This is a genomic window from Pseudomonas sp. (genome assembly GCF_026224925.1).
Lineage (GTDB): Bacteria > Pseudomonadota > Gammaproteobacteria > Pseudomonadales > Pseudomonadaceae > Aquipseudomonas.
In genome coordinates, this window is sequence record NZ_JAMFRV010000437.1 from 1 (window position 1) to 21,368 (window position 21,368).

Genomic DNA, 21,368 nt, shown 5'->3' on the forward strand with positions numbered 1-21,368 from the left:
CGGCTGCAGACCCGCCTCAATGGCGAGCCACTGGAGGAGTACCTCAAGCCCATTGGCGGCGGTTACTTCTTCACCTTGCCCGGTGTCGTCAGCGATCAGGATTACATCGGCCGCTCGCTGCTCGCCACTTCCGCCTCAACAAAAACCGCATGATTCATAACCCTACCCGGAAACGTCCCATGAAAAAGTCGCCTCTCGCATTGATGCTTACCCTTGGCTTGCTCCAGACTCCGTTCGTTTTCGCAGCAACGGCGCCGCTGGATTTGGTAGGACCTGTCTCTGACTACAAGATCTATGTCACCGAACAGCTGGATACCCTGGGCACTGACACCCAGAAGTTCACCGACGCAATCAAGAAAGGCGACCTGGCCACCGCCAAGAAGCTGTACCCGACTACCCGCGTTTCGTATGAGTCCATCGAGCCGATCGCCGAGCTGTTTGACGACCTCGACAAGTCCATCGACTCCCGTGTTGATGACCATGGCGACAACGTGGATGCTGCAGACTTCACCGGCTTCCACCGTATTGAGTACAGCCTGTTCGCCAAGAACACCACCGAAGGCCTCGGCGATTTGGCTGACAAGCTGAATAACGACGTGAAAGACCTGCAAACCCGCGTTGCCGGCCTGACCTTCCCACCTGAGAAAGTCGTCGGCGGTGCTGCTGCGCTGTTGGAGGAAGTGGCCGCGACCAAAATCTCCGGTGAAGAAGACCGTTATAGCCACACCGATCTGTATGACTTCCAGGGCAACATCGACGGCGCGAAGAAAATCGTAGACCTGTTCCGCCCTCAAATCGCCAAGCAAGACAAGGCGTTCGCGGCCAAGGTCGACAAGAACTTCGCTGCGGTCAACAAGATCCTGGCCAAGTACAAAACCAAAGGTGGTGGCTTCGAGACCTATGACAAAGTCACCGCTAACGACCGTAAAGCACTGGTTGGCCCGGTTACTACCTTGGCAGAAGACCTGTCCACATTGCGTGGCAAGCTGGGTCTGAACTAAGGCTGACAGGCTGCATCCTTTTTTGGGATGCACCCGATCAAGGTTTTCTGTGGGACCGAATTTATTCGGGAATAGCGACTCGGTCATCAGTGAAACCACGCCGACTGCTTCCCGAATAGATTCGGTCCTACAGGTGGATTGCGTCCAGTTCAGGTCGCGCTATCAATTAACTCCCGCTAAACCAGTTGTAGCCCTGATCTTCCCAGTACCCGCCAGGGTAGTCATTCGTCACAAACAGCTCGACGATGTGTTTGGGATTCTTGAACCCCAGCTTGGTCGGCACCCTCACCCGCAACGGATAACCATAATCGGGCGGCAACGCTACTTCGCCGAAGTCCAGCGCCAGTAGGGTTTGGGGATGCAAGGCGGTCGGCATGTCCAGGCTTGAGTAGTACTTGTCGGCGCATTTAAAGCCGACGAACTTGGCTGTGGTGTCTGCACCGATGTGCTCAAGAAATGTGCGTAACGGCACCCCGCCCCACTGTCCAATTGCGCTCCAGCCTTCGACGCAGATCAACCGCGTGATGTCGGTGCGTTGTGGCAGCTTACGCAAACCGTCCAGGGTCCATGCTTGTTTGTCCCGTACCAACCCGGACACCGCCAGGCTGTAGGTCGAGATATCCAAGTCCGGAACGTTGTACTCAGGGTAAAACGCATTGAACGGAAACGGGTTAGTGAGTTTCGACTTGTCGTACGTTGGCGCCAAGCGTTGCCCGCTGAACAGCCACGCCTGAACCCGATCATTCCAGCGCGACATGGCCCACAGGGTTTTATCCACTGCGTCATCGCCTTCCAGGTTGCAACCGGTGAGCATCGATACCGCGCCGAGGGTCAGGCCTGCGCGCAGAAACGAGCGGCGTTGAAGTTTGAACAATTGAGTTTGCTGCGCCGGCTCAAGGATGATCCGAGGCGGCCGCTGCTTGGGGTCAGTCATTGGAGTTCTCCCGAGTACCGCCGGTAATCATCGGCAAAAAAGTCCGCGGCACCAGCAGCACCAACACCAAGTGAACGACGACAAACGCGCCGATCCCGGCCATGGCACCAAAGTGTACGAAGCGAGCGAAGTCATATCCGCCAAACAGATTGACCAGCCCCTGAAGCTGAATCGGTTTCCAAATGGATAATCCAGACAGCACCACCAACACGCCTAACGCCAGAACCAGCCAATACATCAGCCGTTGCACCGCGTTATAACGCCCGTGCTGATGCGCCAGACGCAAACGTAACGCATCGATAAAGTCGCGCTTGACTGCGCTGACGGTGACCGGCAATAAGTCACGTTTGAAATGGCGGCTGAACACGCCATACAACACATAGATCAGGCCGTTGACCACCAGTAGCCACATGACCGCCAAGTGCCAGGCAATCGAGCCACCGAGCCACCCACCCAAGGTAATGCTGCGTGGGAAATTGAACGAAAATAACGGCGAAGCGTTATAGATACCCCAGCCGCTCATGAACATGCCAACCATGCCAATCGCGTTCAACCAATGCGTGAGACGCACTGGCCAGGGGTGGATACGTCGAGTGCTCATGACTGCCTCCTTTGCTATGACTGATCGAACGTCTTCGCGAATGAACCGGGCAATGTTAGATCCTCTGTAGGAGCTGCCCTATCCCTGTGGGAGCGAATTCATTCGCGAAGAAAGCGGCGCGGTATTGACTCTGCACCGCCCGCATTCAGATTACATCGGTGGTGCGAAACCGTCTTTACCGACTGCTATACCGCGCGCAGATTTACCGTCTTCAGATGGGAACAATACGATTTTGGCACCGGCGACCAATTGCGCACGCTCGCCTGGCTGAACATAAGCGATTGGCACGTCACTTGGTACAACCAGTTGCTTCTCACCACCTTTGTACATCACGGTCATGGTCCGGCCGCTGGTGCCGGTGACTTTGCCCACGGTGCCATTGGTCATGGTGCCGGTGCTGCCATCAGCATTTTCCCAGCCATAGTGACCTTCGCCGCTGCCTTTTAGACTAGCTTCGAACACGGTCACTTCTAACGCTTTCAAGGTGCCGTCTGGTTGGGCCGCAGCGGCTGAACCGACAAAGCTATCGGCCTTGATCGAGTCAAGACTGGTCTTCGAGATCACGCGAATCGCGGTTTTATCGGTCAGCGCAACGGTTTCATGCTTACCGGCGCGGTCGGTGAAATTCAAGGTGTCAGCCTGCACGCTATCGATGGTGCCGCGCATGGGTTTGACGACCGGCATGTCTGCGGCTTGAGCCATAACGGCCGCGCTGAGCAAAAGAAGGCCGAAGGTGGTGGACAGTGCAATCTTCATGTCATTACCTGATTGGGTTGAATAGACGATCATCTTCGCCCCGGAACCGGCGCTGTACCATGACCGGCAAATGACATTTTTGTCATTTGGCACCCACCCTTGGCGGATGACAAAAATGTCACCGACACCCGCCCGACACTTGGTTAAACTCCAGATCCGTCGCGCATTTCGAGATCGTTAACCCGCGCCGATCACGCCCAACGCTCCTCGTTGGAAGGAGCCACGCCCCATGCACATCTTGCTCATCGAAGACGACAGCAAAACCGGCGAGTACCTGAAAAAGGGCCTCGGTGAGTCCGGCTATAAAGTCGACTGGGCGCAACATGGCGCCGACGGTCTGCACATGGCCCTCGAACAGCGCTACGACTTGATCGTGCTCGACGTAATGTTGCCGGGCATCGACGGCTGGCAGATCATCGAAGTACTGCGCGCCAAACAAGATGTGCCCGTGCTGTTTCTGACCGCACGCGACCAGTTGCAGGACCGCATTCGCGGCTTGGAACTGGGAGCTGACGATTACCTGATCAAGCCGTTTTCCTTCACCGAACTGCTGCTGCGTATTCGTACCGTGTTGCGCCGGGGCGTGGTTCGCGAGCTAGACCATTTCCATATAGCCGACCTGGAGCTGGACCTGTTGCGCCGTCGCGTCACCCGCCAACAACAGGTCATCGTGCTGACCAACAAAGAGTTCGCCCTGCTGCATCTCCTGTTGCGCCGTGAAGGCGATGTATTGTCTCGGGCGCAAATTGCCTCGGAGGTCTGGGACATGAATTTTGACAGCGACACCAACGTAGTGGATGTGGCGATCAAACGCCTGCGCAGCAAAATCGATTTGCCCTATCCGGTAAAACTCATCCATACCGTGCGTGGCATTGGTTACGTCTGCGAGGTACGACCATGCGCGCCCGACGTCAGCCATCCCTGACCCTGCGCGCCTCGCTGGCGTTTGCGCTAGTCGCCATGATCACGGTGGCGGGTGCGGGGGTTTACTTGTATGAGTCGATCAAAGAAACGGTGATGTTGCGCAGCGATCACGCCGTGCTGGCGCGGCTCGATCACTTTCGTAAGTTGCTGCGTTACGACCTGACTATTGAGAAGCTCAAGAGCAGCCCGCAACTGTTCGAGAACATGCTCGACAACGAAGAAGACATTTTTATCATTGCCGAGCCGGGCAAGCCCCCGGTGATTTCGGTCAACCCGCTGCATGCCCCACTGCCGCCATTGCCGGTGGTGGGCCAGGATCGAGCGCTGACCGAAGCTGATCTGCGCAGCGGCATGAGCCTGGAAGGCGTGCCCTTGCGTGCGGCTTCGGCACAAATACTCTCGGGAGGTACCGAGGTGTACTTGGTGGCGGCCCACGTGATGGCCAAGGAAATGGCCATGCTCGCCACCTTCCGCCAACGCCTTTATGCCGCCGTGACCTTGGCCTTCGTCGCTACCGCCTTGCTCGGTTACTTGCTGCTGCATCGAGGTTTGCGGCCATTGCGGCGCATGGCCGCCCACGCGGCCGACATTACACCGGCGCGGCTGGACAGCCGCCTCGATGGGCAGGACACGCCCATTGAATTGCACCAACTCAGCGAAGCCTTCAACGCCATGCTTGATCGGTTGTCGGACGGTTATCAACGCTTGATGCAGTTCTCCGCCGACCTGGCACACGAGATTCGCACACCGGTGGGTTCGTTGATGGGGCACTGCCAGGTAGCGCTTCGACAAACCCGCAGCGTTGATGAATACCAAGCGCTGTTGGCCTCGAACCTGGAAGAGCTGGAACGTATCTCGCGGCTGGTGGAAAGCATCCTATTCTTGGCCCGGGCCGATGAGGCTCAGTCTGTGCTGCAGCGCCAGCCCTTGAATCTGGAAGACGAAATGCAGCGCGTGGCAGGGTACTTTGAGGGCTTGGCCGAAGAGCGTCAGCTTACGATTCATACGGCTGGCAGCGGCACCTTGAACGCCGACCCTATTCTGCTGCGCAGGGCGCTGAGCAATTTGGTGGCCAACGCGATTCGCTATGCCGACGAGGGCAGCGAAGTGTTGGTGTTGGTCGAGCAACGTCATCGAGAGTGGCTGATACAGGTCGAAAATCATGGCCCCGTATTGGCGGCGGCAGCCTTGACCAAACTCTTCGACCGCTTCTATCGCGGCGACGCTTCCCGTCACCAAAGCTCCGACTCCAACGGCCTAGGCCTGGCCATCGTAGCCGCCATCATGCACCTGCACGGCGGACGGGTTGAAGTAACTCAGCCAGCGCAAGGCCGCATAAGGTTCGCTCTGGGGTTTCCTGCTTGATAACCGCATAAAGCCAGCCCAAAGGTGTGTGGATTATCCAAATCTGGCGCCATCCCGAGACTCAGTGGGACCGAACTTGTTCGGGAAGGCCACAACACGGTCTGAACCTTACCGCTGATACCGCCTAACTACGCTGCTAACCCCCAAGATATGGCCTTTGATGGCGGCCCGAAATTCATCACCCGTCAACCCCGGCTTCAACGCGTCGTGAGCCAAATCCAACGCATACAGCTGAATCACGAAGTGATGGGGACTGTCACCGGGCGGCGGGCACGGGCCCATGTAATCCGTAGTACCCCGCGTGTTCACCCCGCCCATCCCTTCAAGCTTCGATTCGCCGCCGACACCGGTGGCGATCTCTGCAAGACTGAAAGGCAGCCCATAACGCAACCAGTGATCGACGCCCAGCCCCTTCTGTCCGTCCGGGTCGTGCATTACCAATGCAAAACTTTGTGTGCCCGGTGGCGGGTTACTCCAGTACAGCGCTGGCGAAACGTTTTTGCCGCCGCAACCATTGGCCATGGCGGCATTGTCCGGGGAGAAAAACGCATTGTCTTCAGCGTCTGGCATGGCCAAGGTGAAGTGCGGTTGCGCGGCCTGCGCACTCATCTGCATGCACAAGGCCAATGCCCCAGCAATCATCCAGCTTCGGGTGGCAACGTTTCGAAATGAACGAGTCATGCGGGTTACCTGTCGATAGCAAGCTTTGGGGAGTCGGGTGCGGAATATCACGCATTCCATAGATGAACCGTTGGACTGCCGGACCCTGTGCAAATTCATCCGGTCAGTCAGCAAAAATGCCGGTTGACGTCACAGCAACACTGTTACAAAATATTTGTTAGCATCCTAATAATATCACCGTCAACAATTATCTATTGGCAACCCAATGACCCTTGATCTACTGCAAATGAGCATCAGCAGCAGCATCGTCGCCGCGTCCCGTCATTGGCGTCGGATTTGCCAAAACACCTTGGTCAACTATCGCGTCTCCGAAGCCTGTGCGATGCCGCTGCTGATGATATTGCGTTTGGGTGATGGCGTGCGCCAAGTGACTGTAGCTCAGGCTGCGGGACTCGAAAGCCCGTCGTTGGTGCGTTTGCTTGATCAGTTGTGTGCCGCCCAGATTGTCCTTCGTACTGAAGACCCTACCGACCGCCGCGCCAAAACATTAAGCCTGACCGACAGCGGCCGCGCCTTGGCCTTGTCCATTGAAACCGAACTGCAAAGCCTACGCCGCAAGGTGTTGAAAAACGTCGAAGTCGAGGATCTGGAAGCTACCTTGCGCGTTTTAAAGGCGTTTGAAGAGGCTGGCCATCAGGGCGTGGAGTGGTTGCCGTGAAAGGTTTTTTTGCCAGCGTGCCGCCCGCACGGGACTGGTTCTTCGGTCTGCGCACGTTCGCTGCGTCGATGGTAGCGCTGTACATCGCCTTGATCATGGAAATGCCCCGGCCTTACTGGGCAATGGCGACGGTGTATATCGTCTCCAGCCCCTTCGTCGGCCCGACCAGTTCCAAAGCTCTTTACCGCGCAGTCGGCACTTTTGCCGGGGCGGCGGCGGCCGTATTTTTTGTACCACTGTTCGTGCAAACCCCAATCCTGCTGGCGATTGTGATTGCGCTATGGACCGGCACCTTGCTGTTCCTTTCGTTGCACCTGCGTACCGCCAACAGTTACGCGCTGATGCTTGCCGGTTACACCCTGCCGCTGATTGCCTTTCCGGTGGTGGATAACCCGCTGGCAGTGTTTGACATTGCTGTGGCACGCACCGAAGAAATTTTACTCGGTATCGTCTGCGCGGCAGTGGTCGGGGCAATGTTCTGGCCGCGGCACCTGGCCCCAGTGGTAATGGACACTGCGAACAAATGTTTGCCGACGCCTCAGCCTACAGCGAGCGGTTTCTCACGCGTAATCAGCAGTCCGAAGAGATCGGCTCATTGCGGGCAGCGATGGTCGGCAGCTTCAACTCCCTGGAATTGATGATTGGCCAACTGTCCCATGAAGGGGTAGGCCCGCAAAGCGTGCGTAACAGTAAAGAACTGCGCGGGCGAATGATTCATTTATTGCCGGTGATCGATTCACTGGACGACGCCCTATGGGCAGTCGAACGGCGTACGCCGGAGCTGCTGGCGCCGCTGCAGTTGGCGTTGAACGAAGCGCACCTATGGCTGAAGGGCACCAACGAAAGCGCGGCTGTGGATAAGTGGGAGGCTTTACGCGCCAAACTCGAACAACTGCAGCCAAGCCCCGCGCAGCTGGATGATCGTCATCAATTACTGCTGTCTAACGCCCTGTACCGGTTGGGCGAGTGGGTGGATTTGTGGCAAGACTGCCGCAGCCTGCAACATGCCCTGCGTAACGACGACCAATCAGCATGGCGCGCCGTGTATCGACACTGGCGGCTGGGCCGCCTGACGCCCTTTATTGACCGCGGCCTGATGTTGTATTCGGTGCTTTCCGGGGTAGCAGCCATTATCGTTGCTTCAGTATTGTGGATTCTGTTGGGCTGGCCCGAAGGTGGCAGCGCAGTGATTCTCGCGGCTGTTTCCTGTAGTTTCTTTGCGGCCATGGATGACCCGGCGCCGCAAATCTATCGGTTCTTTTTCTGGACCACGGTGGCGGTCATCCTGTCCAGCCTGTACTTGTTTGTAGTACTGCCAAACATCAACGATTTTCCGATGCTGGTCCTCGCGTTTGCCGTTCCTTTTATCTGGATCGCTACGCTGACCGTACAGCCGCGCTTCTATCTGGGCACCTTGCTGACACTGGTCAACACGGCAACCTTCATCAGTATCCAAGGCACCTACGACACTGACTTTCTGGTGTTCATAAACAACAACATGGCCGGGCCTATCGGTCTGTTGTTCGCCTTTGTCTGGACCTTGGTGGTACGGCCGTTCGGTGTTGAATTCGCGGCCAAGCGCTTGACTCGTTTCGGCTGGCGCGACATTGCCAGCCTCAGCCAACCGGCTACGCTGTCCGAGCACAGGAAGATGGCCGTGAAGATGCTCGACCGTCTGATGCAGCATTTGCCTCGCCTGACCATCACCGCACAAGACAGCGGCATCGCCCTGCGCGAACTGCGCGTCACTCTCAATATGCTGGATTTACTGGCGTACCTGCCCCGCTTGCACCCAGTACAGCAAAGCCTGCTGCGACAAGTCATCGACGACGTCGGCGCCTATTTTCAAGCGTGCCTTGACGCTCGCCAGCGCTTGCCGACGCCCAAGGGCTTGTTGATGACCATGGACCGGGCACGCCGCTCGATGACATTTGAATGGATGGGCGACGATCCGACTCGCATTCATTTACTGCATGCCCTCAGCGGTTTGCGTCTGGCGTTACTGCCTGGCGTCGAGATTGTCACCGCAGGCGAATTCGAAGAACAACCGCCCTATGGAATCGACGGAGCGCCGCTATGATCGGTGATGTGGACATCAGTGGGATATTCTTGCCCACACTGCTGGTAGTGATGGGTATCACGTACGTGCTTTACCTGGGGGTGCATGCGCTACTCAACCGCGCCCACTTTTATCGTCTGGTCTGGCACCGGGCTTTGTTCAACGTAGGTCTATACGCTCTGCTGCTTGGCGCGGTGGATACTCTCAGTCGATACCTGATGAAATGAAAAAACCCTTACTGACTTTGGGCCGTGTAGTCCTGACCCTGCTGATTGTGATTTTTGCCAGCGTCGTCATCTGGCGCATGGTGATGTACTACATGTTCGCACCATGGACACGGGACGGGCATATCCGCGCTGACGTGGTGCAGATCGCCCCTGACGTTTCAGGGCTGATCCAGCAAGTCGACGTTGTGGATAACCAGGTTGTGAGCAAAGGCCAAGTGCTGTTCACCATCGACCAGGACCGTTTCCGTCTGGCCCTGCGCCAAGCCAAAGCCACGGTTGCCGAGCGCCAGGAAGCCTATGAACAGGCCCGTCGCGAAAACAAACGTAACCACGGTTTGGGCAATCTGGTCGCTCAGGAACAACTGGAAGAAAGCCAGTCCCGCGAGGCTCGTGGCCTTGCGGCTTTAAGCGAGGCGCAAGTGGCAGTGGACGCTGCGCAATTGAACCTTGATCGCTCGGTGATTCGCAGCCCTGTGGATGGCTACCTCAACGACCGTGCCCCGCGAGCGCAAGAGTTTGTCACCGCAGGCCGTGCCGTGCTGTCGGTGGTTGACGGTACGTCATTTCACATCGACGGCTACTTCGAAGAAACCAAACTGGCCGGGATTCATATCGGCCAGTCTGTGGATATCCGTGTGATCGGTGACCACACACGTTTGCGCGGCCATGTGCAGAGCATCGTCGCCGGTATTGAGGACCGTGATCGAACCAGCGGCAGCAACCTGCTGCCCAACGTCAATCCGGCGTTTAGCTGGGTGCGTCTGGCGCAGCGAATTCCTGTACGCATCGCCTTCGACAGCGTTCCCGATGACTTCCGCATGATTGCCGGCCGTACCGCCACCGTGTCGATGATCGACGATGCCGACCTTGCGGCGCATGACGCCAAAGACAAGGAAGCGAAGAAATGAAGCACGGCGTTCGATTAACGGCGCTCGCGTTGAGCCTGATGTTGTCCGCCTGCCAAATCGTCGGCCCGGATTATCACTTACCCAAAGATGCAGCACTCAACCGCCCGGACTTGCAAGGCGAACTGGCAGGCAAAGGCGTCGATGCCATTTCCGCTCCAGTCCCGGAAGATTGGTGGCGGCTGTATCAGGATCAGCGCCTTGACCAGTTGATTGAGCAAGCAATGCTCGCCAACACCGACTTGCGCGTCGCCGCCGCCAACCTGCTGCGAGCACGTCGGCAAGTAGAAGAAGCACAGGCGGCGGGCGGCTTTCACAGCAGCGTGACACTCGGCGCACAGCGCTTGCAGGAGTCAGGCGAAGCGTATTTGTTGACGGAGAAAGTCCCGGTGGCCAATGTCGGTGACGTCGGCATCAGCACGTCTTATCAATTCGATTTGTTTGGCACCCTGCAACGCGGCATTGAGGCAGCACAAGCCAACGCCGATGCCACCCAAGCCGCCTCCGACATTGCGCGTATCACCTTGGTCGCCGATGTAGTGCGGGCCTATACCCAAGTCTGCGCGGCCAACGAAGAACAGGGCATCGCCCAGCAATCGCTGGACCTGCAACATGAAAGCCTGAAGCTGACACAGCGTCTGCGCGACGCTGGACGTGGCGATGAAACCCAGGTCACCCGTTCGCAAACCCAATTCAAGTCCTTGGGCGCCGAGTTGCCGCGTTACACGGCAGCGCGACAATCGGGGCTGTTTCAGTTGTCGATGCTGCTGGCTAAACCTCTCGATCAGTTACCGACAGGTGTTGCCACCTGCAAAGAACTGCCACACATCGCGCAAGTCATGCCAGTGGGCGATGGCGCAGCGCTGCTGAAACGTCGTCCGGATGTGCGTCAGGCCGAACGTCGATTGGCGGTGGCGACTGCCGGTATCGGCGTGGCCACAGGCGAGTTGTACCCGGATATCTCAATCGGCGCGACAATTGGCTCGGTGGGTATTCTCGACGACATCGGCAAACCGGCAACCAACCGCTGGGGCTTTGGCCCGTTGCTGAACTGGACGGTCCCGGCAAACGGTTCACGGGCGCGGATTCATGAAGCCGAAGCTTCAACCCAAGCCGCGCTGGCACGCTTCGACGGTACGGTGCTGAACGCCATCCGCGAAACCCAGACCAGCCTGGCGCAATACACCGCCCTGCTGGAACGCCGCGACGCGCTCGCCGATGCCCAACAATCTGCGCAACAAGCGGCGGACCAAACCCACCGGTTCTTCAAAGCTGGACGGGCTTCGTTCCTCGCCGACCTGCAAGCTACCCGCACCTATACCGACGTCCGCGCGCAACTGGCATCGGCCAACACCCAGGTTGCCATGGGCCAGATCGACCTGTTCCTGGCGCTGGGCGGTGGCTGGGAGAGTGCCCGGAAGTAAGCAGAGGGTTTGGATACCCTGTGGGACCGAATTCATTCGAGAAAATAGCACCGCGGTCATCTTGAAAGACCGAGGTGCTGCCTTCGCGAACAAGTTCGCTCCCACCGGGATCGGGTTTTACCTGTCGGATTATCAGGTTGATGGAATTCCGGTGGGACCGAACGTATTCACGAAGGGGCCCTTGCTGACACCCTACCCCTGCTTGAAACACCTAAACTTTGAACCACTCCCAAATCCCGTTGCCCGAGTCAATATCACTCCACAACAGGAGATTTTCATGCGCACTTTCGATCTGGGTGGCTCATCGGTTCCGGTCATCGGCCAAGGCACGTGGCACATGGGCGAAGACGCAGCGCAACGAAAAGACGAAGTCGCCGCGCTGCGTCTGGGTATTGAGCTGGGCATGACCTTGATTGATACCGCCGAAATGTACGCTGAAGGGGATGCAGAAAGGGTCATCGGCGAAGCCATCGCCGGGCGCCGCGACAGCGTGTACCTGGTGACCAAGGCTTATCCGCACAACTCCAGCCGCAAGGGACTCCCGGCGGCGTGCGAACGTAGTTTGCAGCGCTTGGGCACCGACTATATTGACCTGTATCTGTTGCACTGGCCGGGCCAGTATCCCCTCGAAGAAACCACCGAAGCCTTCGAGCGCTTGCGCGACGCAGGCAAGATCGGACGTTGGGGCGTGTCCAATTTTGATGTAAGCGACATGCTGGAACTCAACAACCCCGCCTGCGCCACCAATCAAGTGCTGTACAACATCGAGCAGCGCGGCGTCGAGTTCGATCTGTTGCCGTGGACTGAAGCCAACGGCATGCCACTCATGGCTTACTGCCCGATTGCCCAAGCTGGGCGCTTACTTAAACATCCGGTGCTGCGCGATATAGCGGCTCGGCATAACGCCACCCCAGCACAAATCTGCCTGGCGTGGGTGCTGCGTAATCCGGGCGTGATTGCCATCCCCAAAGCCGTTGATCCCGAACACTTGCGCCTTAACGCTCGCGCCGCGCAATTGGTGTTGAGCGACGAAGACCTGAGCGCCATTGAAGACGCTTGGCCCGCGCCCATCAAAAAACAACATTTGGCGATGGTGTAAGTACGCGTTAGGCCATGTCGGTGGCATGGCCTCTTATCTAACTGAGTTCAAGTATCTCCTGCAGCGGCCGACTCTGAGGTTATAACCTTCGCGTACGGGACATCCTGATCTCGAAGGGACAAGGACGTCATCATCGCGCGCAGCTCAGGCGCGAAATGCCATCGCCCTTGCTCATGAGATAACGCCTATGTTCTTGCAAAATTCCCTTAGAGCGCAGATTTTGGCGTTGCTCGGTGGCAGCCTGATAGCGACGCTATTGATCGCATTGGCATGCTTTCACTTTCTCTCCGTCGGTGTGCAAAACTACAAAGGCTTGATCGATGGACCGCTACACACCTCGCAATTGCTCGATGAAGCCAACCTTCAGTTCAAGATCCAGGTGCAGGAATGGAAGAACGTTTTGCTGCGCGGCAAACAGCCTGCCGAGCTTAGTAAATACTGGGGCCAGTTCGACGAACGCCAACGTCAGGTGCAAGACATTCTGGGCCAACTCATCACTGCGACCAGCGACGTCCCTGAGCTGAAGTCCAGCATCGAAAAATTGCGTGAGGCGCATCGTTTACTGGGCGTTGATTACCAGAAAGGCCGTGATGCGTTTGTGGCTGCCAACGGCGACCCGACGGTGGGTGATAGCGCGGTAAAAGGCGCGGACCGTGCTGCCAGCGAGCAAATGAGCGCACTGGTCAGCACGTTGCGCGCAGAAGGCAATCGACAATCCGACCTGATCAGCGCCGACGCGAATCGCACGATTTTGCTCGGCATTGTGGTGATGCTCGCCTCGGGGCTGGTGATTGGCGTGTTGAGCCTGTGGCTGGTTAACCGCAACCTGATCGACCCAATTCGACGCTTGATCGAATACGTGGCGCAACTCAGCCAAGGCAAATTTGGTGAGCGCGTCGAAGCCAATCGCCAAGATGAACTGGGCCGCTTAGCGGTTGCAGCGAACACCCTGCGCGACTTTCTGGCAGAAACCTTTAACCGTTTGAAACGCAGTGCTTGCGATTTGGACGGCGCCAGCGGCGAGCTGAATGCAATTGCGCAACTGATTGCTCATGGCACCACCGAACAATTTGACCGTACCGACCAGGTGGCCACGGCAATGAATGAAATGTCTGCCACTGCCCAGGAAGTCGCCCGACACGCAGCCCAGGCCGCCACGGCTGCCGACGACGCGGATCAAAGCGCGCAGCAAGGTGAGCAGGTCATGCGCAGTACTATTACTGCGATTACCCACATGCGCGGGGAAATCTCCAATACCGCGTCGGTGATCCGTCAGTTGGAAACCGACAGCGGACGCATCAGCAAAGTGTTGGAAGTAATTCGCGGCATCGCTGAACAAACCAACCTGCTGGCATTGAACGCGGCCATTGAAGCTGCCCGTGCGGGAGATGCCGGACGTGGATTTGCGGTCGTCGCCGACGAGGTTCGCAGCTTGGCGCAACGCACCGCCGCCTCGACCGCTGAAATCAACCAAATCATCAGCACGGTGCAAACCGGTGCCATTGAAGCGGTGAAGGCCATCGAAAGCGGACAATCGCGCAGCGAAGAAAGCGTGGAACAGGTGACCGAAGCGGGCTTGATGCTGCACCGCATCACCGACGCTGTCGAAGCGATTCGCGACATGAACCGCCAAATCGCCACCGCCGCCGAGGAGCAAACGTCAGTCGCGGAAGATATTTCACGTAACTTGACCGAGATTACACAAATCGCCAGCGCTAACCAGGACAACGTAAAGCGCACTGAAACAGCCAGCCGTCACTTGCAAGGCCTGTCCGGACAACTCAATGAAGTGACAGCGCGATTGAGTTCCTGAAGCAAACGGCAACAAAACTGTAAGAAGCGCTTGCGATGATGCAACCTTGACGAGCCTGTGCCCCTGACAGGCGCTTCCCGGTCAGCGAGCGCTCATGAACCAAAACATTGTGCAAACCCGCCAGGATTCAGACCTGTTCGGACTGATTTACGGATTTCGTTTTCGCCCTGGCGAACGCGGCCAAGAGATCGATTCCGCCGCAGCACTGGAGTGTCTGCGCGCACCTCAAGACCCAGAGCAATTCATCTGGCTGCACCTGAACCTGGCCCACGCGGCGTGCCAGCGCTGGATGAAATCCCATCTCGAACTGCCACAAGAGTTCTTCGAAGCCCTGCACGAAGGCTCGCGTTCGACACGGATCGAACATGTCGACAATTCGTTGCTGGCGGTGGTCAACGACGTGGTATTCGATTTCGGCATGGTCTCTTCGGACATCTCGACCTTGTGGGTATGTACCCGCAGCCATCTGATGATCAGCGCTCGCCAGCAGCCTCTGCATTCGGTGGATCGCCTGCGGCACTCGGTCAAACGGGGCGAGTGTTTTCGCTCGCCCCTGGAACTGCTCACGCATTTGCTCCGCGATCAGGGCGAAGTGCTTGAGCAAATCGTGCGTAAGACCACCCTCAGTGTCGACAAGATTGAAGACCAGTTGCTGTCCTCGCGCCTGAGCGATAACCGCGCCGATCTTGGCAGCAAGCGTCGAGTGTTGGTGCGCTTACATCGCCTGTTGGCGCTGGAACCCGGTTCGCTCATGCGCGTGCTCAATCGCCCGCCGGCCTGGCTGTTGGAAGCCGACGTTCAGGAACTGCGCCAGTCCACCGACGAGTCTGCTTTAGTGATCAGCGATCTCACCGGATTGGGCGAACGGATCAAACTGCTGCAAGAAGAAATCGCCGCCAAGCTCAACGAACAAAGCAACCGCACCCTCTTCACATTGACCGTGGTAACCGTCCTGGCGCTGCCCATCAACATCATTGCGGGTTTCTTCGGCATGAACGTCGGCGGTATTCCACTGGCAACTGACCCCGAAGGGTTTTGGGTGCTGGTGGCATTGGTCGCGACGTTTACCTTGATTGCCGGTCGCTGGGCGTTTCGCAAGCGGGATGATTATTGAGCATTGAACGCTGTGCTGATGTGCAGTGCGGTAGCGCTGCACATCAGTTTACTCAAGCACTCTGAAGAATTTTTAAAGCGGCGGTAGCCAAAAAGCCCGATCGGCTTTTCTGGTCGGGATGACTTCTCACATAGGCGTCAATCCGATTCAAAAGATGCCCCGGAAGCGTGATGTTCAGTTTCTCAGCCTTGCCCATGTATTTGGTTACGTCGATGTCGACCACCGCCCACGTGCAACCAGCGAACTGTGGATTAGCGGCGTGTACGGTGACCCTTTGGGCGATAGGTATAGCTGAACCATCTTCCGCCAAAATCTCCAGATGACCTTCTATCGCCTCTCGGGCCATAGCCATTGCATCATCCAAGTCATCCCCTGCAGAAAAGCATCCAGGAATATCGGGTACTTCGACCCCCCACGCATGCTGGTCATCGCCCGGTAAAATCGCAATCGGGTAAAGCATATTCTCGTCCTCCGAACCCACACGCCGACTCATAAGAGTTGGGCCTGTTTCAGGATGCTGCTTGCTGTCTTGGCCAGTAAATCCTTTTTCGGGTGTGGAATCGTGACCAGTCCAAGCTTAGTCGGATGCTTGAAGTGATGATGACTTCCCTTGACCCTTACCAGATACCAGATACCAGCCGTCAGCCTCTATTTTGCTCATGAGGTGTCGGCTATTCACATGATATTCCCATCCTTAGGCTGGTGGTTACTATAACCACCGAATCTATCTTATCAAGAGGTAAACCAATGTCCTTATGTGTCCAAACTTGCCCAAGCATCTTCCCGACCGCCTGCCATACCGTCGTCACACCATCGTAAATTTGTCACATTTTGTAATGAATATAGGGCGAACTCCCATAAACAGGACTTCGCATCATGCCCAGCCACTCCCTGGCCCCGGACTCGTTGGTCCAGGCCCCGTCCTCCAGACCGCAGATAGACCGCAAGCCGAGCTTGCTGACGTGGATCGTGTTTTTCGCCGTGCTTGGCAGCGGCTTGCTGTTTACTGCCTACAGCCTGATGCAAGACGTGGATGACATGGGCGCGGCGGTGACCACATGGACACCGTTTTTGTTGTTGGGAGTGGCGTTGTTGATCGCCCTGGGATTTGAATTCGTCAATGGTTTCCACGACACCGCCAACGCGGTGGCCACGGTGATTTACACCCATTCACTGCCGCCGAACTTTGCGGTGGCCTGGTCGGGTGTTTTCAACTTTCTCGGCGTGCTGACCTCAAGCGGTGCGGTGGCATTCGGCATCATCGCGCTATTGCCGGTGGAGCTGATTCTGCAAGTCGGCTCGTCGGCCGGGTTCGCGATGATATTCGCCCTGCTGATCGCAGCAATCCTCTGGAACCTTGGCACCTGGTGGCTGGGGCTGCCCGCCTCTTCTTCACATACCCTGATTGGTTCGATCATCGGCGTCGGCGTGGCTAACGCGTTGATGCATGGCCGTGACGGCACCAGTGGTGTCGATTGGAGCCAGGCAATCAAGATAGGTTATTCGCTATTATTGTCGCCGTTGGTCGGTTTTATTTTTGCCGCGTTGGCGCTGGTAGCGATGCGCGTGTTCATCAAAAACCGGGCGCTGTACAAAGCCCCGAAAGGCAACGCGCCGCCACCGCTGTGGATCCGTGGCCTATTGATTCTGACGTGCACCGGCGTGTCGTTCGCCCACGGTTCGAACGACGGGCAAAAAGGCATGGGCCTGATCATGCTGATCCTGGTCGGTACACTGCCGATGGCTTACGCCTTGAACCGCGCAATGCCTGCAGATCAGTCGCTACAGTTCGCCGCAGTGGCACAGGTCACCCAACAAGCTTTAAGCAAAAACATCACCCAGCCCGCCCCCGCCGACCCTCGTCTGGAGCTTTCCACCTACGTACGCACCAAACAAGTAACTCCCAACCTGATCCCAGCCCTGGCCGCAATGACCGGCAAGATCGGCATACAGGTGGGCGACTACGGTTCGCTGTCTAAAGTCCCTGCCGAAGCCACGGCCAACGTACGAAACGACATGTACCTGACGTCGGAAACGATTCGCTTGATCACCGCCAACAAGGTCGGCAATTTCGACACGGATACCCAGGCCAAACTGCAACAGTTCAAGGCGCAAATCGACACCGCCACCCGCTTCATACCGCTGTGGGTAAAAATCGCGGTGGCATTGGCGCTGGGCCTTGGGACCATGGTTGGCTGGAAGCGGATTGTCGTAACCGTCGGCGAAAAGATCGGTAAGACTCATTTGACCTATGCCCAAGGCGCTTCGGCTGAACTGGTAGCAATGCTGACCATCGGCGCGGCGGACATGTATGGGCTACCGGTGTCGACCACTCACGTATTGTCATCGGGTGTTGCCGGGGCCATGGTCGCCAACGGCTCCGGGCTGCAGATGCGTACCTTGCGTAACCTGGCGATGGCCTGGGTATTGACCCTGCCAGCGGCGATGCTGCTGGCGGGCTCGCTTTACTGGTTGTTCACTCAGCTGTTTTGATTGGATTGCCTTGCAACTGATCATCATCAGCCGGATCAGGCGGCACTTCGCCGCTCTGGCTGGTGTCGATGCTCACCACCACCGACACCCCCGGCCGCAGGCGTTTCGCCAGCGGCTGATTGGGTTCAACGGTAATCCGCACCGGTATTCGCTGGGCGATCTTGACGAAGTTACCCGTGGCGTTATCTGCAGGCAGCAGGCTGAATTCCGAGCCAGTGGCCGGTGAAATACGCTGCACTCTGCCCTGCATCTTCTGATCATCCAACGAGTCGACGCTAAACGTCACTGGCTGTCCCAGTTGAACATTGGCCATCTGCGTTTCTTTCATGTTCGCGATGATCCACAGGCGGTCTGGCACCAGCGCCATCAACTGCGCGCCGGAGTTGACATAGGCCCCCAGACGCACGCCGATCTGACCGAGCTGACCGTCACGCGGCGCAATCACGCGGGTGTTGGACAAGTCGATTTGCGCCAGCTCGATGGCGGCTTCGGCGCTGGCCACCGAGGCTTCCAACGAACCGCGATTGACGATCACGGTTTGTAAATCCTGACGTGAGATTTCTAGCGCAGCCTTGGCCTCAGCCACGGCTGCGACGGCCTGGGCGTTATCCGCAAGGGTCACGTCCAGGTCGCGTTTTGACACTGAGCCGTCGGAGATCAACGCTTGATTGCGGCGCAGGTCTGCGCCGCTCTTATTGGCTTGGGCGATGGTGTTGGCCAGCGCGGCCTGACGCTGCAAAATCGTTGCGTCGGCACTGCGCCGTTGCTGCACGTTATTGGCGAGCGCGGCTTTTTGTACCCCGAGTTGCGCGAGCGCCTGATCCAGATGCTGCTTGTAAATTCGGTCATCCAGGCGCACCAGCAGGTCGCCGGCTTTGACGAACTGAAAGTCCTGCACCGGCACTTCGAAAACGTAGCCACTCAACTGCGGACCAATGATCGTTACCTGCCCCCTGACCAAGGCGTTTTCAGTGCTTTGGACGGCGCTGGTGAATGGCGGCAATTGCCAGGCATACAACACGATCAGCACCCCGGCGAGGGCCACGCAACCGAAGATCACCGACGAGATGACCCGCACCCGCAGTGAGCGCGGCTCGGTGGTAGGCGGTGTGGTGATCGGAGCTGGCGCGGGGCCTGTCGCCACGACAGGTGGCGCGCTGATGGGGGTATTGGACTCGGTCATGAAAGTTCGGCGCCATTGGAGTGGACAGAAGACGGTGGGAGTGGCTGTGCAGGCGCATCAAGGGGCTTGGTGGTGAACATCAGCCACATGCTACGGGCGAAAGTCCAGACCATGGTCAAAATCGCGACCAGCGCGATGGTCATGAACACGTCGTTGTACGCGAGCACATTGGCTTCGCGTGTGGCGGCTGCAGCAATCGCCCGAATACCTTGAAGGTTGCGCGCCGACGGGTCGGCGATAGCGGAGGCATAACTGGCGGTCGAGCTTGTCAGCCGAGACTGCACCTGCGCATTGATCAACGTCAGGTGTTCGACGATGTTACTGGAGTGGAACTTCTCCCGAACAATTTGCAGCGTGCCCAACGCAGCTGCGCCTATCAAACCACCAATGTTTTGGGTGATCCCGAACAACACCGAGAAACTGACGAGGTTGCGCGGGTTGGCCAGCACCCCGCTCAGGCCCAACACCATCGTTGGCCCCAAGAAAAAAGTACCACCGAAGGCCAACAAGAATTGACTCAAATACATGTTCGCTGGGCGGGTCAGGTTGGTGGAGAAACTGTCCATGCCACTGCCGACTGCCATGATCGCCAAGGCAATAATCAGCGGTTTGAACAGGTGCAATGGATCAATCGTCAACGCGCTCACCACCAGCCCCGCGACGCTGCCCAACAACATCATGAGGTACAACGTGTGCATTTGCTGGCTGCTCATGTTCAGCGCTTGCAAAAATCCGACAGCACCCGTCGCTTGTTCGGACAGCACGACGCGACTCAGGATCACGCCCAGTGCCAGTCGAAGAATCCGCCCGCTGCCCAGCCAACGGGTGATCAATAGCGGTCTGGCGCGGTTATGTTCAATGGCCAGCCCGGTAACAATTAACACGATGGAGGCCGCCGAGGCCACGCCGATCCAAGGCGCTTCGAACCACCACTCGATTCTGCCCAGCGACAGTACGGCGCAGAGTAAGGCGAAGCCTGGGGCAAGCAAACCGAACGTCAGGAAATCCAAGGGTTCAAAGGCTTTGAAACGGTCACCCGGCGGTAACTTGAGCAGCAATACGCAGCCCAGCGACAACAAGGCCATGCCCAGTTCGAACAAATAAAGCCCGCGCCATTCAGAGATCAATAGCAAATCTTCGGACACCAGCCGCGCCAGCGGTAATGCCAGTTGGGACATGCCCAACCCGAGAACCAACGCCTTGGTTCGCCAACGCTGGGGGAACGCTTGAATCATGTAGTACAAGCCCAGCGAACTAAGCGCCGCACCGACCATCCCGTGTGCCGCACGCACAGCAATCGCCGAACTCCAGTCATTGACGAACAGGTGGCCGAACGTGACCAGCGCGTACAGCACCAAAAAAACTTCAGTAAACGCACGCAAACCGAACTGCTGGCGGAACTTCACTAACAGCAAGTTCATTGAGACGTTGGTCATGACGTAAGCGGCGGGAAGCCAGGCAATCTCTTCGGTGGTGGCGCCCAGCGAGCCTTGCAGGTAAATCAGGTTGGCCACCACCAACGCGTTACCCAAGCCGCCGGTCAGGGCCACGATCACCCCGACAACAGCGAACGCCAGACGTTTTCCGGTGGAGTGCAAAGGCGTCGACGGCGAACCGGGGATACTCGGCCGCTCGTGCGGCGCCCAATTGTGCGGGGTGTATTCGTTCATCGAATGCGCCTGATCAATGCTCTGCTCAAAGTGTTCATGAACTGAGTGAATCCAGATCAGTGAAGCGTGCGCCTAAGCGTAGTGTGTGGGAGCGAAATTGTCAGCGAATGGTTCAATGGGCCCGAGTAAATCGTGAGTCGCTGAAAAAGGCTCTTGACCTTAACCTCGCGGGAAGGTTGATCCTGCGATAGTCAACTTACGCCAGGAGCCCTTGTGATGATCACCCCCTCCACCACCAACCTGTCCATTTCCGGTATGACCTGCGCATCGTGTTCGGGACGCGTTGAGCGGGCGCTGGGCAAGGTCGCCGGGGTCAAGAGTGTCAGCGTCAACCTTGCCACTGAGCGCGCGCGCATTGAGTTCATCGGCCAGGCCGATCCGGCAGCGCTGATCGCCGCGGTCAGCGATGCCGGTTACTCTGCGAGTCCTATCAAAGACCGTCAAAACACGCTGAAGCAGCA

At 57.6% G+C, this 21,368-nt stretch carries 19 protein-coding genes and 3 pseudogenes; 14 read left to right on the forward strand and 8 right to left on the reverse strand.

The window, feature by feature from the left end:
• Positions 1-153, forward strand: a pseudogene (locus M0974_RS18885) (deferrochelatase/peroxidase EfeB); the annotation flags it as partial.
• A gap of 26 nt (positions 154-179) precedes the next feature.
• On the forward strand, positions 180-1,001 hold the full coding sequence (efeO, locus tag M0974_RS18890; RefSeq protein ID WP_297840101.1) for an iron uptake system protein EfeO: 822 nt from the start codon (positions 180-182) through the stop codon (positions 999-1,001).
• A gap of 166 nt (positions 1,002-1,167) precedes the next feature.
• On the opposite strand, the gene M0974_RS18895 is transcribed toward efeO, so the two are convergent.
• The 3 genes from M0974_RS18895 to M0974_RS18905 form a co-directional block, all read right to left on the reverse strand.
• Positions 1,168-1,935: a molybdopterin-dependent oxidoreductase gene (locus M0974_RS18895; RefSeq protein ID WP_297840104.1), complete on the reverse strand. Its 768-nt coding sequence runs from the start codon at positions 1,933-1,935 to the stop codon at positions 1,168-1,170.
• Entirely contained in the window at positions 1,928-2,536 is a 609-nt protein-coding gene (locus tag M0974_RS18900; RefSeq protein ID WP_297840106.1) for a cytochrome b/b6 domain-containing protein, read from the reverse strand. Before M0974_RS18900 ends, M0974_RS18895 begins: the two co-directional genes overlap by 8 nt.
• 150 nt (positions 2,537-2,686) lie before the next feature.
• Positions 2,687-3,292, reverse strand: a complete 606-nt coding sequence (locus tag M0974_RS18905) for a hypothetical protein (RefSeq protein ID WP_297840110.1) — start codon at positions 3,290-3,292, stop codon at positions 2,687-2,689.
• A gap of 229 nt (positions 3,293-3,521) precedes the next feature.
• On the opposite strand from M0974_RS18905, the gene M0974_RS18910 reads away from it, so the two are divergent.
• Positions 3,522-4,217: a heavy metal response regulator transcription factor gene (locus tag M0974_RS18910; RefSeq protein WP_297840111.1), complete on the forward strand. Its 696-nt coding sequence runs from the start codon at positions 3,522-3,524 to the stop codon at positions 4,215-4,217.
• A complete protein-coding gene (locus M0974_RS18915) occupies positions 4,190-5,581 on the forward strand; it encodes a heavy metal sensor histidine kinase (RefSeq protein ID WP_297840113.1) in 1,392 nt (463 codons plus the stop codon). The genes M0974_RS18910 and M0974_RS18915 overlap by 28 nt, the downstream gene beginning before the upstream one ends.
• Positions 5,582-5,689: 108 nt before the next feature.
• Here the strand turns inward: M0974_RS18915 and M0974_RS18920 are convergent, their stop codons facing one another.
• The gene (locus tag M0974_RS18920) at positions 5,690-6,262 is read right to left on the reverse strand and encodes a YbhB/YbcL family Raf kinase inhibitor-like protein (RefSeq protein ID WP_297840115.1); all 573 of its coding nucleotides are present in this window, start codon (positions 6,260-6,262) and stop codon (positions 5,690-5,692) included.
• Positions 6,263-6,467: 205 nt separating this feature from the next.
• Here M0974_RS18920 and M0974_RS18925 point away from each other — a divergent pair, with 205 nt between their 5' ends.
• From M0974_RS18925 to M0974_RS18960, 8 genes and pseudogenes are all read left to right on the forward strand, one after another.
• Entirely contained in the window at positions 6,468-6,920 is a 453-nt protein-coding gene (locus M0974_RS18925; RefSeq protein ID WP_297840118.1) for a MarR family transcriptional regulator, read from the forward strand.
• Positions 6,917-9,000, forward strand: a pseudogene (locus tag M0974_RS18930) (FUSC family protein). The gene M0974_RS18925 and the pseudogene M0974_RS18930 overlap by 4 nt, the downstream one beginning before the upstream one ends.
• Positions 8,997-9,206 carry a DUF1656 domain-containing protein gene (locus tag M0974_RS18935; protein WP_297840122.1) on the forward strand — a complete coding sequence of 70 codons (210 nt, stop codon included), beginning with the start codon at positions 8,997-8,999 and terminating at the stop codon, positions 9,204-9,206. The pseudogene M0974_RS18930 and the gene M0974_RS18935 overlap by 4 nt, the downstream one beginning before the upstream one ends.
• A complete protein-coding gene (locus tag M0974_RS18940; protein WP_297840124.1) occupies positions 9,203-10,114 on the forward strand; it encodes an efflux RND transporter periplasmic adaptor subunit in 912 nt (303 codons plus the stop codon). Before M0974_RS18935 ends, M0974_RS18940 begins: the two co-directional genes overlap by 4 nt.
• The gene (locus M0974_RS18945) at positions 10,111-11,535 is read left to right on the forward strand and encodes an efflux transporter outer membrane subunit (protein WP_297840127.1); all 1,425 of its coding nucleotides are present in this window, start codon (positions 10,111-10,113) and stop codon (positions 11,533-11,535) included. Before M0974_RS18940 ends, M0974_RS18945 begins: the two co-directional genes overlap by 4 nt.
• A gap of 277 nt (positions 11,536-11,812) precedes the next feature.
• Positions 11,813-12,634, forward strand: coding sequence for an aldo/keto reductase (locus M0974_RS18950; protein WP_297840130.1), 822 nt, complete (start codon positions 11,813-11,815; stop codon positions 12,632-12,634).
• Between the two features lie 187 nt (positions 12,635-12,821).
• Positions 12,822-14,447 carry a methyl-accepting chemotaxis protein gene (locus M0974_RS18955; protein WP_297840131.1) on the forward strand — a complete coding sequence of 542 codons (1,626 nt, stop codon included), beginning with the start codon at positions 12,822-12,824 and terminating at the stop codon, positions 14,445-14,447.
• 94 nt (positions 14,448-14,541) lie between these two features.
• Complete coding sequence (locus tag M0974_RS18960; protein WP_297840134.1) at positions 14,542-15,561, forward strand: transporter; 1,020 nt, start codon at positions 14,542-14,544, stop codon at positions 15,559-15,561.
• A gap of 52 nt (positions 15,562-15,613) precedes the next feature.
• Here M0974_RS18960 and M0974_RS18965 read toward each other — a convergent pair whose 3' ends face one another.
• The gene (locus M0974_RS18965) at positions 15,614-16,021 is read right to left on the reverse strand and encodes a type II toxin-antitoxin system HicB family antitoxin (RefSeq protein ID WP_297840137.1); all 408 of its coding nucleotides are present in this window, start codon (positions 16,019-16,021) and stop codon (positions 15,614-15,616) included.
• 29 nt (positions 16,022-16,050) lie between these two features.
• A pseudogene (locus M0974_RS18970) lies at positions 16,051-16,240 on the reverse strand (type II toxin-antitoxin system HicA family toxin).
• 197 nt (positions 16,241-16,437) lie between these two features.
• Between M0974_RS18970 and M0974_RS18975 the strand changes: the two are divergent.
• The gene (locus tag M0974_RS18975) at positions 16,438-18,054 is read left to right on the forward strand and encodes an inorganic phosphate transporter (protein ID WP_297840140.1); all 1,617 of its coding nucleotides are present in this window, start codon (positions 16,438-16,440) and stop codon (positions 18,052-18,054) included.
• Here M0974_RS18975 and M0974_RS18980 read toward each other — a convergent pair.
• Together M0974_RS18980 and M0974_RS18985 are read right to left on the reverse strand one after the other, a co-directional pair.
• On the reverse strand, positions 18,038-19,237 hold the full coding sequence (locus tag M0974_RS18980; protein ID WP_297840142.1) for an HlyD family secretion protein: 1,200 nt from the start codon (positions 19,235-19,237) through the stop codon (positions 18,038-18,040). The two genes, M0974_RS18975 and M0974_RS18980, sit on opposite strands and share 17 nt — an antisense overlap.
• Entirely contained in the window at positions 19,234-20,907 is a 1,674-nt protein-coding gene (locus M0974_RS18985; RefSeq protein WP_297840145.1) for an MFS transporter, read from the reverse strand. Before M0974_RS18985 ends, M0974_RS18980 begins: the two co-directional genes overlap by 4 nt.
• 216 nt (positions 20,908-21,123) lie before the next feature.
• Here M0974_RS18985 and M0974_RS18990 point away from each other — a divergent pair.
• The coding region (locus M0974_RS18990) for a heavy-metal-associated domain-containing protein (protein WP_297840147.1) at positions 21,124-21,368 on the forward strand (245 nt) is incomplete at its 3' end.